The following is a 14364-nucleotide window of genomic DNA, read 5'->3' as shown; positions in this document are numbered from 1 at the left end:
GTCAGACGGCCTCCACGATCTTGGCGATGGCGAAACTGACGCCGACCAGGGCCTCGCCGACGATGAGTCCGGCGGCGATCGGAATGCCGGTGGTTTCGGCCCAGGTGTTGCCCAGTTTGTAGTCGCTGCCGACCCGCAGCGCGGTGCCGATGCTGTAGGTCAGCACGATATTGAACGGCAGATAGAAGCCCAGCCCCACCGTGATGCCCAGACCTGGCTGAAAAATACTCAGCAGGGCGCCGAGACCGGCGCCGGCCAGGTATTTCTGCCCGGGCACATCGCCGCCCATGATGCCGTTCACCATGCTGGCCAGCGCCTGCCCCTGCGGTGCCGGCAACTTGTCACTGCCCAGCACGTAGGCTTCGTGCAGGACGAATATCAGCACCACGATCACGATCGGGCCGAGCCAGGCGCCGAGGAACTGTCCCATCTGCTGTTGCCGCGGTGTGGCACCCACCAGGTATCCGGTCTTCAGATCCAGCATCAGGTCGGTCGCCTGTGACATCGCGACGCAGGCGGCCGCACCGACCATGATGGCGGAGACAATCGCGGCCTTGGTGTCGCCCAGTCCGCTTGAAATGAAGATCAGGATGGTCACCGCCACCAGGGTCATGCCGGACAGGGGCGACCAGTTGGTGCGCCCGATCGCTTCCGACAGGATGACCCCGGCGATCCAGACCCACAGGGTTCCGACCACGGCCATCACCAGGCCGCGCCCCAGGCCCATTTTCTCGGTGGACAGAATGGCCATGACCGCAAGCAGCACGGCCGCGCCGCCGATCGCGATGTAGAGCAGGCGGATCGGCATCTCGTCGCGCGACATCGCCGCCTCGGAGCGGGCTGCGTTCTGCATGCTGCGAACGGCGCTGAGAATCATCGGAAACGCCATCACCACTCCGGCCACGGCTCCGCCGATCAACATGCCGATGCCGACCGGCCGGTACAGCAACAACCGCAGGCTGCCGGGATCATTCAGAATCCGGCCGGTGTCCGGGTCCGCCGGAAACAGGTCAAGGCCGGACATCAGGGGGGCCAGCAGCCAGTAACACACGTAGCCGCCGACGATGAAAGCGACGCCCCCCTTGCCGGCGATGTAACCCACGCCGATGGTCAGCAGGGACAGGTACCACACGCCGTTCATGTACTCCGGCATACCAATCGCGTCGCCCAGGGCCCAGTTCTCGACTCCGTAATACTGGCTGAAGCCGTGCAGCACGCCGCTGAACAGCGCGGCGCCGATCAGCAGCATGGCCTTGTGGATTCCGGCGCCGGGCGCCTTGAGAATGGTGGCGACCGCGACGCCACCCGGATAGGTCAGCCGCTCGTAGTCGATCATTTGTTTGCGCAGCGGAATGATGAACCCAATGCCGAGGAAAGCCCCGGCAATGGCGCCGAAGGTCAGCATCACCGGGTTGAAATCGGAGCCATAGCCCAGGATGAAAATGGCGGGCACGGAAAACATCAGTCCGCTGGAGGCGCCATTCACGGCGCTGGCCACGGTTTGGGCGATGTTGTTTTCGATGATGCTGTTGCGCCGCATGATGCCGCGCAGGATGCCGAAGCCCAGGATGGCCGCGAGTTCCGAGCCTTCGATTGAGAACCCGAGAATCAGTGCCGCGTAACCGATGCTCACCGCGATGATGACCCCAAGGAAGTAACCGACCAGGATCGCGGCCCAGGTCAGTTCCGGATACGGGCCGTGGCGAAGCGGGGCGGCTGCTGCGGAATGACTCATCGTCGTCTGTTCTCCTTATTTATATATTTTCATTCGGCTTTCTACATGCCGTAGGCCCACACCAGAACCGTGGTCAGCACCAGCCACAGGCCGATGGCCAGCGGCAGGCCCACCCGCACGAAGTCGCCAAACTTGTAGCCGCCGGCGTTCATGATCAGCAGGTTGGTCTGGTAGGCCATCGGTGTCGCGAAGCTGAGGTTGGCGCCGAACAGCACCGCCAGAACGAACGGTTCCAGCGGCATGCCCAGGCGCTGGGCGATACCGATGGCGATGGGGGTGCCGATCACGGCCGCGGCGTTGTTGGACACGATGTTGGTCAGAATTCCCATCATCAGCATCAGCCCGCCGAGCACCACAGCCGGTGGCGCGCCGAAGGTGATGTAGACGAACAACTGGGCCAGGTAATCGGCGCCTCCGGTCTTGAGCAGTGCCGCGCCCATGGCCAGCGACGACACGATGATCAGAATGACCTGTGCGCTCAGCGCGTTCATGGCGTCTTTCCAGCGCAGGCACCTGGTCACCAGCAATACCAGGCAACCCAGGATGGCGCTGATTTCGATCGGCATGATGTTGAGCGCCGCCAGCAGCACCACGCCGATGATGGTGGACAGGGCGATGGGCGCCTTGGCTTTGCTGGGCAGGCGGATGCTGCCGTCCAGGATCAGAAAGTCGGTGGTTTCCTTCAGCGCTCTCAGCTTGTCGGCCGTGGACTGTACCAGCAGCACATCGCCGGAACGGAGCTGGATGTTGTCGAGGCCGGGCGATTTTCGTTCCTGGGCTTCCTCGAAGCGGTGCAGCGCCAGCAGGCGCACGCCATAACGTGAGCGCAACTGGGCATCGCCGACCCGCACGTTGGCCAGGCGTGAAGCGGGCGTCACCACCAGTTCGGCGAGTTGTTCGCCCTCGATGCTGAGCGGATGCAGGGCATCGACCTCGTGGTCACCGGAGAACAGCGTTCCACCGAGCACGCGGGAGAATTCACGCAGGTTGGCCTGGGTGTCACTGGTGGTGATCCGGTCGCCGGCCATCAAAACGACGTCGGGCAGGGGGTTGATGTAGGCGCCCTTGCCACGCTGCACCGTATCCACCCGGATGTTTTCGTCGGTGCGTTCCATGGCTTCGGCCAGGGTATTGCCGACCACCGGACTGTTTTCATCAATGCGAATCTGGGCGGTATACAGGCGCGAGCGGGTGTCCTGCATCGGTGGCTGCCGTTCCGGGATCATGCGCGGAACCACCAGCCAGAGATACAGGATGGCGGCTCCGGCGCCGATTGCGGCGGGTCCCAGAAAATCGAACATGTTGAAATTGTCCATGCCCATGTCCGCCGCCACGTTGACCACCAGCAGGTTGGTCGATGTTCCGATCGTGGTCGCCATCCCGCCCAGGATGCTGGCGAAGCCCATCGGAATCAGCGTGCCGGTCGGCGAAACCCCGGTGCGCATACCGATACCGATCAGGATGGGCAACATGAGTACGACGATGGGCGTGTTGTTGATGAACGCGCTCAGCGTGGCGGTCGTCAGCAGGGTGAACAGCAGGGAAATCGCCGGCCCCCGCCGCCACAGCCGCGCCAGGAAACGGCCGACGGGTTCGAGGGCGCCGGTGCGGATCAGCCCCTCGCCCAGAATCATCAGCGCACACACGGCGACCAGGGCCTTGTGCCCGAACCCGAGGAAGAAGTCGCTGGCCTGGATGGTTTCCCGCTCGGTGTGGAACGGAAACAGGGTGAAACCAACGGTCAGTGCGACGATGACCACCAGGCTGGTCGTTTCCAGCGGAATGCTGTCGCGCGCGAACAGGATCAGCGCGACGACGATCAGCACCATGACGGCGAGGGCGTGCGGATTGGGGAGGGCGAATTCGAGCATTAATGACTCCGTGGGATAGCGCCGGTCCGCAGAGGATCGCAGCGTCCCTTCTCCTCGGTGACTTGCGGCGGTCCAGGTGCTGTCCTATGCTCCGCCCGGTGGCCATTGTACCGTTTTTCAATACGATCTCATTCCTCCGCATCTTTCGGCCCTTCCGACCTTGAGCGCATCCCGTCATTTGTACGTCGCCATCGATCCTGTCGCGATCAGCGTCGGGCCACTGCAGGTGCACTGGTACGGCATCATGTACCTGCTCGGTTTCGTGTTTTTCTGGATGGCCGGCAGTCGGCTGGCCCGCCGGCGTCCCTGGACGGGCTGGAGTTCGCAGGAAGTCGGTGATTTCCTCTTTTACGGCATGATCGGTGTCGTCGTCGGTGGGCGCCTCGGCTACGTTCTGGTCTACGCATTTGACAGCCTGTTGGCCGATCCCTTGTTCCTGTTCCGCATTAACCAGGGTGGCATGTCGTTTCACGGCGGGCTGGTGGGCGTGATCGTGGCGATGACGTGGTTCGGCCGGCGTACCCGCCGCAGTCTGTGGCAGGTTTCCGACTTCGTCGCTCCGCTGGTGCCGGTGGGACTCGCGCTGGGCCGGCTGGGGAATTTCATTGGCGGGGAACTCTGGGGGCGCTACAGCGACCTGCCCTGGGCCATGATATTCGCCAACGCGGTCGAGCCCGGTGGCTGGCGGTCCGAAGTCCTGCGCGCTCAATGGGCCGAGGGGGCGCTGGATCATCTCGCGCGCCACCCCAGCCAGTTGTACCAGGCCCTGCTCGAGGGGCTGGCGCTGTTCATCGTGCTGATCTGGTATTCGCGACGGCCGCGGCCGGTGGGCGCGGTGGCCGGCCTGTTCCTGCTGGGTTACGGTTGTTTTCGTTTCATCGCCGAGTTCTTCCGCGAGCCGGACGCCCAGATCGGGTACCTGGTCGGCGGTTGGCTGACGATGGGCATGGTGTTGTCGCTGCCGATGGTGATTGCCGGAATCGCGATCATGGTTTGGGCTTATCGCCGCCACGCGCATGGACGGGCGGGGGAGTTACCCGAATGAAGAACTACCTGGATCTGTTGCAGCATATTCTCGATACCGGAACGCGCAAGGAAGACCGGACCGGCACGGGCACGATTTCCGTGTTCGGAGCCCAGCTTCGCTTCGACCTGGCCCGGGGATTTCCGGCGGTCACCACCAAGAAACTGCACCTCAAGTCCATCATCCATGAATTGCTGTGGTTCCTGAGTGGCGAAACCAACATCGACTACCTCAAGCGCCACGGTGTGACGATCTGGGACGAATGGGCGACACCGGACGGCGAACTCGGCCCGGTCTACGGCGCCCAGTGGCGATCCTGGCAGGCCCATGACGGCCGGACAATCGACCAGGTGACCGAATTGTTGCGTGATCTGCGCGAGCGGCCCGATTCGCGCCGGCACATTGTCTCCGCCTGGAATCCGGCGGTGTTGCCCGACGAGTCGCGGCGGCCGGCGGAAAACGCGGCGGCCGGCCTGCAGGCCCTGCCGCCCTGCCACACCCTGTTCCAGTTTTACGTGGCTGACGGACGGCTCAGTTGCCAGCTCTACCAGCGCAGCGCCGATGCGTTTCTCGGCCTGCCCTTCAACATCGCGTCCTATTCCCTGCTGACGATGATGATCGCGCAGGTCAGTGACCTCGAACCCGGAGACTTCGTGTTGTCGTTGGGTGACGCGCACATCTACCTCAATCACCTGGACCAGGTGAACACCCAGTTGCAGCGGGATCCGTATCCGTTGCCGCGCATGCGTTTGAACCCCGAACGTCGTGACCTGTTCGGTTTCCGCTACGAGGATTTCGACCTGGTCGACTACCGGCACCACCCGGTGATCCGGGCGCCGATCTCCGTGTGATCCGGCACCCTGCGGCAGCCCCACGATGAATTCCGAAGGAAAAAGACTGACCCTGGTCGCCGCTGTGGCGCGCAACCGTGCGATCGGGCTCGACGGCCGCATGCCGTGGCACCTGCCGGCGGAACTGCGGCACTTCAAGGCCACCACCCTGGGTAAACCCGTCGTCATGGGCCGCCGGACCTTCGAGTCGATCGGCAAGGCGCTGCCGGGCCGGCAGAACATCGTCGTGACCCGCGATGCCCGTTACGTTGCGCCCGGCTGCGAGACGGCCGCTTCACTGCCGCAGGCGCTGCGTCTCGCCCAGGGTGACGAGGTCATGGTGATCGGTGGCGGTCAGCTGTATGCCGAGGCCTTGCCGATGGCTGGCCGCATGGTCCTGACCGTGGTCGACTGCGAGCCGCGGGCGGATACGTGGTTTCCCGCTTTCGATACCTCGGAGTGGCGCGTGAGCTCACGGCGTCACGTGGCCGCCGATGCCGACAACGCCCATGCGTTCGAGGTGATCGAGTACCTCCGCGACTGAATCATCACGCCCGGATTCAGCGGTACTTTCCCGGCACCTGGAACAACCGTTCGTCCTCCAGCCGCCAGGCACTGAGCCGCCCTCCCCAGACGCAGCCGGAATCCAGCGCGAGGGTCCGCTTGCGGATCCTCAGGCCGAGCGCCGCCCAGTGACCGAACACGATGCGCACGTCGCGACTGGCTCGGTGGCTGTGCTTGAACCACGGGCGGTAAGGCGCGGGCTGTGTTCCGGGCGGGCCGCTGGCGCTCCACAGAACCTTGCCGCTCGCGTCGCAAAAGCGGATACGCGTGAGGATGGCCGTGATCAGCCGCAGCCGGTCCAGCCCCGTGCGTTCATCGCGCCATCGCCGGTACTTGTTCTTGTGCGCCCGGGCGAGGAAGTCCGCCGCCTGGTCCGAGCGCAGCACCTGTTCGACTTCGGCGGCGCGGGCGAGTGCCGTCGTTGCGTCCCATTGCGGGATCAGACCGGCGTGCATCATCAGCAGACCATGGTCCGGATCATGGTGCATCAGCGGCTGCCGGCGCAGCCATCCCATCAGTCGCTGACGATCCCCGGCCAGCAGGACTTCACGCAATTCCCGGTTCTTCGATTGGCCGTCCGGGCAGCGCACATCCTCGCCAAGGAGGAAAATATCGTGGTTGCCGAGGGTTGCGAGAAATCGATCGCCCAGGCTTTCCAGCAGCCGGAGAACTTCCAGGGACTGTCCGCCGCGATTGACCAGGTCACCGCAGCTCCAGAGCCGGTCGGCCGCGGTATCGAAACGCACCTTGTCGAGCAGGCGCTGCAGCGCGTCGTAACAGCCCTGAATGTCACCGATCAGGTAGGTTGCCATGAATGAGATTCGAATTGTCGGCGCGAACCCGCCAGAGGGTAACACAGGCGCAAACCGGTTCGTCCCGAACCGGCGGGCCCTGCCTTCGTGTTGGATTTGCTACTCTGCGCAGCGAAACCTGAACAGGATGAAAGGTGAACGTCAAACCAGCGGATAACGATGTGGGCGCCGGGTTGAAATCAGCCTCGGTCCTGCTGCGCGCGGGATCCGTGCAGCAGGCGCTGGATCTGCTCGAGCGCCTCGATGTCGCCCACCCGGGTCGGGTCGAGGTGATGCGCATGCGCGGCATCGTGCTGGCGCGGATTGGCCGCCCTGCGGCCGCGGAACCTCTGCTGCGCGCCGTCGCCGACGCATCACCGCGGTCGACAGACGCGGCGGGAGATCACGCGCAGGTCCTGCTCGGACTGGGACGGGCCGACGAGGCGCTGGAGCGTCTGTTGCCCCTGTGTCCGGTTGAACCGGAGGGATCTCTGGAGGATCACGGTCCGGTTTTCGCCTACAACCTCGGTATGGCCTACAAGGCCGCCGGCCGGGCCTCCGAGGCCGTGGAACCGCTGGAGACGGTGCTGCGATTCAAGCCCGGTCACTACGCCGCGTTGATCGGCCTGGGTGACGTCAACAAGGCGCTGGGGCGAATCGAGGCCGCGGCGGCCCACTACCGTGCGGCCATCCGCAGTCAGCCGGACGCGGGAACCGCGTGGTGGTCTTTATCCAATCTCAAGTCAGGCGGCTTCACCGGCGATGAGCGGGAAACCCTGCGCGGTCTGGCCGGCGGGGTCGGCCGTGCCACGGAGGAACAGGTATTTTTCGAGTTCGCGCTGGCCACGGCGCTGGATGCCGCCGGCGACGAGCAGGCGGCCTTCGAGCATTACGCCAGGGGCAATCGGCTCAAGCGCGAATCGGCGCCGTGGGACCGGCATGCCTTCGGCCAGTGGATGGAAGCACTGAGGACCGCGATGAGCGACCTTCGTCTGCCTGAGCGCGGCGAGACGCCCGGTGTGCCGCGGCCGGTGTTCATCGTCAGTCTGCCGCGGTCCGGATCAACGCTCACCGAACAGATCCTGGCGGCTCACAGTGCCGTGACCGGTGCTTCCGAACTGCCGTGGCTGCCGCGCATCGTCGCTGATGTTTCGCGCCGCCGGGGCAGCGGTCTGGCCCGCTGGGCGGTGAAAGCCACGCCCGAAGACTGGGCTGCGCTCGGTCGGGAGTATCTGGAAAAGTGCCGCCACTGGTACCGGCAAACTCCGGTGTTCACCGACAAATTGCCGGGCAACCTGCCTTACATCGGCGTGATGCTGGCCATGCATCCGGACTCCCGGGTCGTGGCGGTGCGGCGCGATCCGATGGACGTCTGCTGGAGTTGTTACCGGCAGCTGTTCATCAGCGGATCGGAATTCAGCTATGACTTCGATGATCTGGCCGCGTACTGGCGGGAGAGCGAGCGTCAGATGACCTGGTGGGCCGAACGTGTGCCGGACCGGGTGAAGGTGGTGGATTACGAAGCGCTGGTGGCCGAGCCCGAACGGGAAACCCGGGCGTTGCTGGACTTCGCCGGACTGCCGTTCGAAGAAGCCTGCCTGCGCCCGCAGGACGCGCGGCGCGCGGTGGCGACAGCCAGCGCCGCTCAGGTCCGTCAGGCCATCCACCGGTCCGGGGTGGGCCATTGGAAACGTTACGGCCGTTTTCTCGAACCGCTGCGCGAGGCACTCGAGCGCGAAGGCGTTTGATGGTCAGTGCAGAGATTCGGGTGCGGCCAGAACGAACTCGGGGATGGCCACGCGGAAGCGTTCGCCGGCATCGTCGGTGAATTCGTAGCTGCCGGACATCGATCCGTTACGGGTCGGGATCAGGGCGCCACTCTGGTAAGTAAAGGACTGCCCGGGATTCAACCGGGGCTGCTGGCCCACCACGCCTTCACCGTAAACCTCTTCGATCTGCCCGTTCCCGTGGGTGATGATCCAGTGGCGGTTCAGCAGCTGGACGGGCTCGCTGCAGCGATTGGTGATGGTTATTTCATACGCGAACGCGTAATGCCCCTGCTGCCTTCCCAGAAAGGAAGGGCTGGGCTGAATTTCGACCTGACTCATTGCGATAAACTCCGGCTTGCAGCTCCCCTTGTTCCTAATTCTAGGTCATCCTGCGACCGTTGCGTCCACCCGCCGCGACAGCGCGGCGAATTGCTCCAGGGTCAGCGTTTCGGGACGGGCGCCCGGATCGCAGCCTGCGGCGCTGATCTGCTCGGACGTCAGCAATTGGCGCAGGCTGTTGCGCAGGGTCTTGCGACGCTGGCTGAAGGCCTGACTGACCACGCGTCCGAAGGCCGCGCGTGATTCCAGTACCACGGGTGGGGATTCGTGCGGTTCGAGGCGGACGACACTGGAGTGCACCCGCGGTGCGGGTATGAAGGCTTCCGGAGGCACGTCGAAAAGGCGCGTGACGCGGCACTGCAACTGGCACATGACCGACAGACGGCCACGGTCCCGGCCACCGGGCCCGGCCGCCATGCGCTGCACCACTTCGCGCTGCAGCATGAAATGCATGTCGGTGATGATCTCGCTCCACTGCAACAGGTGGAACAGCAGGGGCGTGGAAATGTTGTACGGCAGATTACCGACGACCCGCAGCGGGCCATTCGCGGCGAGCGTACCGAAATCCATGTCGAGTGCATCCGCTTCGTGCAGAACCGCCTGGGGGTGGTCGCGGAGCAGGGTGCGCAGTTCCGCGGCCAGATCGCGGTCGATTTCGATCAGGTGCAGCGCGGCGCCGGAGGCCAGCAGGGGCCGGGTCAGCGCGCCGTGGCCGGGTCCGATTTCCACCACGGTCTGATCCGGGCCGGCATCGATGGATGCGGCGATCCGGGCGACCACCGCCGGATCCTTGAGAAAGTTCTGACTGAACCGTTTGCGGGCGCGGTGCTTCACCGGGCGGCCGCGGCCATCGACTCGGCCATCGCGGCCGCCGTATACAGACTGCCCGCATCGGCGATCCCGCGGCCCGCGATGTCGAGCGCCGTACCGTGGTCCACCGACGTGCGGATGAACGGCAGCCCCAGTGTGATATTGACCGCTTCGCCGAAACCCGAGTGCTTGAGCACGGGAAGCCCCTGGTCGTGGTACATGGCGACGACGGCATCGCATTCGGTCAACCGCGGGGGGTTGAAGGCCGTATCGGCCGGGATCGGGCCGTGCGCATCGATTCCATCGGCGCGGCAACGCTCGATTGCCGGCAGAATGATGGCCTCGTCTTCACTGCCCAGGTGCCCACCTTCTCCGGCATGCGGGTTCAGGCCCAGAACCTGAAGCCGGGGTTTCCGGATACCGAAACGGTTGCGGAGATCACGGGCGGTAATCCGGATGGTTTCCTCCACGGCCACGGGCGTGATGGCATCCGCCACGTCACGCAGCGGCAGATGGGTGGTGACCAGGGCCACCCGGAGGCCCGGGGCGGCCAGCATCATGACCACGCGGTCGACTCCGGCCAGCCCGGCGAGAAATTCGGTGTGGCCGCTGAACGGCGTGCCGGCCGAGTTGATGATGGCCTTGTTGACCGGGCCGGTCACCAGTGCGGAAGCGCGGCCGGTGCGCACCCGCTCCACGGCCAGGCGCAGGGTATCGAGCACATAGCCGGCGTTGGCTGGCGACAGCCGGCCGGCTTCGGCCGGCTCGGCCAGGGGTACGGCGAGGCAGGCCAGTGACGCGCCAGTCTTCGCCGCGGGTTCGTTTTCCTCATGAACATGCACGGGCAGGTCGAACGCGCGGGCGCGTTCGCGCATCAGTTCGGGATCGCAGACAGCGATGAAGTCGAGTTCCGGATGCTCCAGCGCCAGGCGGAGTACGATCTCCGGACCGATGCCGGCCGGCTCACCGGGGGTAACGGCCAGACACGGCCGGGCGGACACGGACGGGCCGAATCAGCCGGACGCGCTTTCAGCGCCCGGCAGCCGGATTTCGACGAAAGCCTCGTCCCGGAACTGGCGCAGCATGCGCTCGATTTCCAGTTCGGCCTTCTGCTGGCGGATTTTGGCTCGGGCTTCCTCGCGGATGGCTTCCTCGGTGCGGTCGGTTTCGCGCTGGCCCAGCATCTGGATGATGTGCCAGCCCGCCACGGTCTGGAAGGGTTCGCTGATCTCACCTTCATCCAGTCCGGTCAGCGTTTGCGCCACCCGTTCACCGTAGGCCTCCGGCGGGAACCAACCCATGTCGCCGCCCAGGTTGGCGCTGGTTGGGTCGTCGGAGAACTCCTTGGCCAGTTCGGCGAAGTCCTCACCGGCGTCGAGCCGGCGCTTGATGTCGGTGACGCGATCCATGGCCGCGCGGGCTCCGATCAACTCGTTGATTTCCACCATGATGTGACGCGCATGGTATTCCTTGACGACCACCTGCCGCTGTTCGCGGTAGTCGTTGACCTTGACGATGTGGAATCCACCGGGGCTGCGGATCGGGTCGGTGAACTGACCGGGCTGCAGATCCCGGATCGCATCGGCGAAGAATGCGGGAATGCTGTTGAGATCGCGCCAGCCGACTTCGCCACCCTCCAGGGCTTCCTGGCTGTCGGAATAACTGATGGCCGCGGATGCGAAATCGAGGCCCTCGGTGAGCCGACGGTGGATGTCGGCGGCTTCTTCCCCGGCTTCCTGGATCTGTTGCGGGGTCGCGCCTTCGGGAAGCTGCACCATGATGTGGGAAATGTTGTACTCGCCGCCACCCGCGTCTTCGGATGCCAGCAGAATGTCGACCTCGGTGTCGGAAATGGGCGTCATGCCGTTGACGATGCGCTGGCGCAGCCGCTCGGTCAGGATTTCCTCGCCGATGTTGCGCCGGAATTCGGCGAAATCCTCGCCGTCCGCTTCGATCACCTCGCGCATCTGCTGCACGGTGATGTTGTTCTGCTGTGCCAGGCCGACCAGGGCCTGATCGATATCGGAGTCGCTGACCCGGATTCCGGTCTGCAGGGCTTTTTGCACCTGCAGTTCTCGCTGGATCAGGCGCTCGAGTACCTGGCGCTCGATCAGGTCCATCGATGGCATGGCTTCGCCGCTGGCCCGGATTCGCTCGACGATACCCTCCACCGCCAGTTCCAGTTCACTTCGCAGGATGACGTCTTCATCGACCAGCGCGACGATGGAATCGATGGGTTGCACGCCGGGTGACTGCGCGGTGGCGATCGCCGGCAGCGTGGTCGCGGCAATGAGAGTAGCCAGGGCGGTTCCCAGGGCGGCGCCAGGAGCGGATTTGAGGGCGGTACAAAATTTCATTCGGGAAAACTCCGGAATCGTCGATATGCGAGGTCAGACCGTGCGCCGCGCGGTGAGTTTCCATTTTACATCATCGGCGGCCGGCTAATAATCAAACAGGTCCAGACTGCGCGTGCCGATGCTGGCCAGGCCCTTGAGCCGCAGTTCGACATAGATGCCGTCGCGGAAATCGCCGTCGCGGTTTTTCAGGTATCGGCGCAGCACCGTGCGCAAAGCCCAGCAGCAGCTTTCGTACTCCAATCCCGCCTGGAATTCGAGCAGGTCGTCCTCCTCGAACGAGTAATTGACCCGCGAAACCACGCGCCAGGCGTTGTTGATCGGCCACGCCACCCGCAGGTCGAACTGGTCCACCCGGTCGCGGCGGAAGCGGTAGTCCAGGCTGGCACGGCGGCCGTCGTCACCAGCGTAGCTCAGTCCCAGACTGGCCACGTCGAGCCGGTCTTCCTCCCAGTCCCACTGCAGGCCGGTGCGTGCGCTGATGCGGGCGAAGGGGTGCCAGTTGAACTCGGCGATGAACGGCGACAGGTCCGGGTCCGGTGTCGGGTCTTCGAGGAGGCTCACTTCGGGCGATTCGAAGTAGAAGATCTGCCCGACATTCAGGCTCCAGCGGACCTCCCCGCTGGCGGAGTCGTAATTTCGGGTGCTGATGGCCACCGATAGCTGGTTGGCGTCGGCCTGCCGGTCCGCGCCGGTGAATCGGTTGGTATTGAACAGTTGGCTGAAGCCGAAGGTGTAGCCGGCGGTATCGAAGCGCGGAAGATCATCCTGTTGCTCGTACGGCACGTGCAGGTAGAACAGGCGCGGCTCGAGGGTCTGGGTGCTGCCGTCAGCATTGCGGCGATCGAAATACAGGCCCGAATCCAGGCTGACGATGGAGGTGCCCCGGGTGGGCGAATCGTCAGCCGTGTCCGCGTGGCCCTCCAGGTCGTAAGCGGTGTAGCGGTAGCCGATGCTGGGTTTGATGAATCCCCAGCTCACGTGGCGCTGCCAGTACAGGGTGGGCAGCAAGTCGAAACGGGCGCCGTCCACACCCGCGCCCCGGTCGAAATAGACCACCTCGGACTGCAGCGCAAAGGCCATGCCGCGGGGCCCGAACGGCCGGTCCATCCAGAATGCCAGGCGTGGCAGGCGTCGGTAGGGTTCGTTCTCGGGTGTCACGCTCTCGTCGATGACCTGGAAAGTGTCGACCAGCATCTCGGCGTTCCAGTACTGTCCGACGCCGGTGACGGTCGCGCTGCTGTACAGGTACTGCAGCGACGTCTGGTACAGGCTGGAGCCGAAATCCTGGAAATAGCGGTCGTCGCCCACCCGGTCGATCAGCAACCGGGCCCGCCATCGCTCCAGCGGTCTGGCCTGCGCGTCCAGGCGGTAGGCAAAACGGGCTTCGTCCGTCTTGCGGTCGTCGGGCATGTAGTCGAAATCCAGTTGGCCCTGACTGGAGCCGGTCAGAAACCGGTATTGCCCGGACAGCATGGAGCCGCGGCTGGTGAAGTACCTGGGTTCCAGGGTGGCGTCCTGTTGCGGGGCGATATTCCAGTACCATGGCACGCCGATTTCGATGCCGTTGTCGTTGGTGTTGCTCAGGCTGGGGTACAGAAAGCCCGATTTGCGCCGGTCATCGATGGGGAAGGTGAAATACGGGGCGTAAAGTATGGGTACGCCCTTGAACATGAGTTTGGCATTGCGTGCCACGCCCATGCCTTCGTCATGCTGCAGTTCGATCTGCGAGGCCGACAGTTCCCAGTCCGGCTGCTCGGTGGGACAGGTCGTGAAGTCGGGGTCGTAGAGTTTCGACGTATGTCCCCCGGTGAGTACGGCGTGTTGGGCATGCCCGTTCGCGCTGGAGCCGCTCAGCCCGTAGTCGATGTTTTCGAAGCGACCTGATTCCTCGCGGAAAGCGTAGCGAGCGTCTTCGCCCCGTATCCAGACCTGCTGGTCGCTGTAGTCCAGCCGGCCGGGGACGGTCACGACCTGTTCGACAGGGTCGAAAAACAGTTGCTCGGTGGCCAGGTGCTGGTCACCGCGAAACAGTTCCACATCGCCCTGGGCGATACCGGTCCGGGTCTTGCTGGCGTCCAGACTGCGGGCGAAGATGACGACGGGTTCCTGGCTGCGGTCGGGCGTGGCGGTAAGCATGGGGCCGAGGACCGGGTCAGGGCACAGCAGGGTCCCGGATGGTTCCGTTTGCGCCGGGGCGGCCAGGGGGAGTATCAGCGCGAGCATGCCGCAGGCCAGCGGCGCCAGGACATGTCTGCAGTGGGTCGGAATCACGGG

General features: G+C 64.7%; 12 protein-coding genes. 4 read left to right on the top strand and 8 right to left on the bottom strand.

Annotation, left to right across the window (positions count from 1 at the left end; all coding sequences use genetic code 11):
- Position 1: 1 nt before the first annotated feature.
- Both V3330_RS16395 and V3330_RS16390 read right to left on the bottom strand, forming a co-directional pair.
- A complete protein-coding gene (locus tag V3330_RS16395) occupies positions 2–1735 on the bottom strand; it encodes an OPT family oligopeptide transporter (protein ID WP_354696531.1) in 1734 nt (577 codons plus the stop codon).
- A gap of 41 nt (positions 1736–1776) precedes the next feature.
- Positions 1777–3606 (bottom strand): SLC13 family permease, encoded by a 1830-nt coding sequence (locus tag V3330_RS16390; protein WP_354696530.1) that lies wholly within the window; start codon positions 3604–3606, stop codon positions 1777–1779.
- A 160-nt stretch (positions 3607–3766) separates the two neighbouring features.
- On the opposite strand from V3330_RS16390, the gene lgt reads away from it, so the two are divergent.
- From lgt to V3330_RS16375, 3 genes are read left to right on the top strand one after another with little or no spacing between them, the layout of a single operon-like run.
- Positions 3767–4651: a prolipoprotein diacylglyceryl transferase gene (lgt, locus tag V3330_RS16385; RefSeq protein WP_354696529.1), complete on the top strand. Its 885-nt coding sequence runs from the start codon at positions 3767–3769 to the stop codon at positions 4649–4651.
- Positions 4648–5481 (top strand): thymidylate synthase, encoded by an 834-nt coding sequence (locus tag V3330_RS16380; RefSeq protein WP_354696528.1) that lies wholly within the window; start codon positions 4648–4650, stop codon positions 5479–5481. The genes lgt and V3330_RS16380 overlap by 4 nt, the downstream gene beginning before the upstream one ends.
- Before the next feature lie 25 nt (positions 5482–5506).
- Positions 5507–6004, top strand: a complete 498-nt coding sequence (locus V3330_RS16375; RefSeq protein WP_354696527.1) for a dihydrofolate reductase — start codon at positions 5507–5509, stop codon at positions 6002–6004.
- Positions 6005–6020: 16 nt separating this feature from the next.
- Here the strand turns inward: V3330_RS16375 and V3330_RS16370 are convergent, their stop codons facing one another.
- A complete protein-coding gene (locus V3330_RS16370) occupies positions 6021–6836 on the bottom strand; it encodes a symmetrical bis(5'-nucleosyl)-tetraphosphatase (RefSeq protein ID WP_354696526.1) in 816 nt (271 codons plus the stop codon).
- Positions 6837–6970: 134 nt separating this feature from the next.
- On the opposite strand from V3330_RS16370, the gene V3330_RS16365 reads away from it, so the two are divergent.
- Positions 6971–8563 (top strand): tetratricopeptide repeat-containing sulfotransferase family protein, encoded by a 1593-nt coding sequence (locus tag V3330_RS16365; RefSeq protein WP_354696525.1) that lies wholly within the window; start codon positions 6971–6973, stop codon positions 8561–8563.
- Between the two features lie 3 nt (positions 8564–8566).
- On the opposite strand, the gene apaG is transcribed toward V3330_RS16365, so the two are convergent.
- The 5 genes from apaG to V3330_RS16340 form a co-directional block, all read right to left on the bottom strand.
- On the bottom strand, positions 8567–8923 hold the full coding sequence (apaG, locus tag V3330_RS16360; protein WP_354696524.1) for a Co2+/Mg2+ efflux facilitator ApaG/CorD: 357 nt from the start codon (positions 8921–8923) through the stop codon (positions 8567–8569).
- 45 nt (positions 8924–8968) lie between these two features.
- A complete protein-coding gene (gene rsmA / locus V3330_RS16355; RefSeq protein WP_354696523.1) occupies positions 8969–9757 on the bottom strand; it encodes a 16S rRNA (adenine(1518)-N(6)/adenine(1519)-N(6))-dimethyltransferase RsmA in 789 nt (262 codons plus the stop codon).
- Entirely contained in the window at positions 9754–10734 is a 981-nt protein-coding gene (pdxA, locus tag V3330_RS16350; RefSeq protein ID WP_354696522.1) for a 4-hydroxythreonine-4-phosphate dehydrogenase PdxA, read from the bottom strand. Before pdxA ends, rsmA begins: the two co-directional genes overlap by 4 nt.
- Positions 10735–10746: 12 nt before the next feature.
- The gene (locus V3330_RS16345; protein WP_354696521.1) at positions 10747–12090 is read right to left on the bottom strand and encodes a peptidylprolyl isomerase; all 1344 of its coding nucleotides are present in this window, start codon (positions 12088–12090) and stop codon (positions 10747–10749) included.
- 84 nt (positions 12091–12174) lie between these two features.
- Positions 12175–14361: an LPS-assembly protein LptD gene (locus V3330_RS16340; protein ID WP_354696520.1), complete on the bottom strand. Its 2187-nt coding sequence runs from the start codon at positions 14359–14361 to the stop codon at positions 12175–12177.
- Positions 14362–14364: the final 3 nt, after the last annotated feature.

Source organism: Elongatibacter sediminis (genome assembly GCF_037892215.1).
GTDB lineage: Bacteria > Pseudomonadota > Gammaproteobacteria > Xanthomonadales > SZUA-36 > Elongatibacter > Elongatibacter sediminis.
Note: the sequence above shows the minus strand (reverse complement) of the source record. Positions and strands in the feature narration are given on the sequence as shown.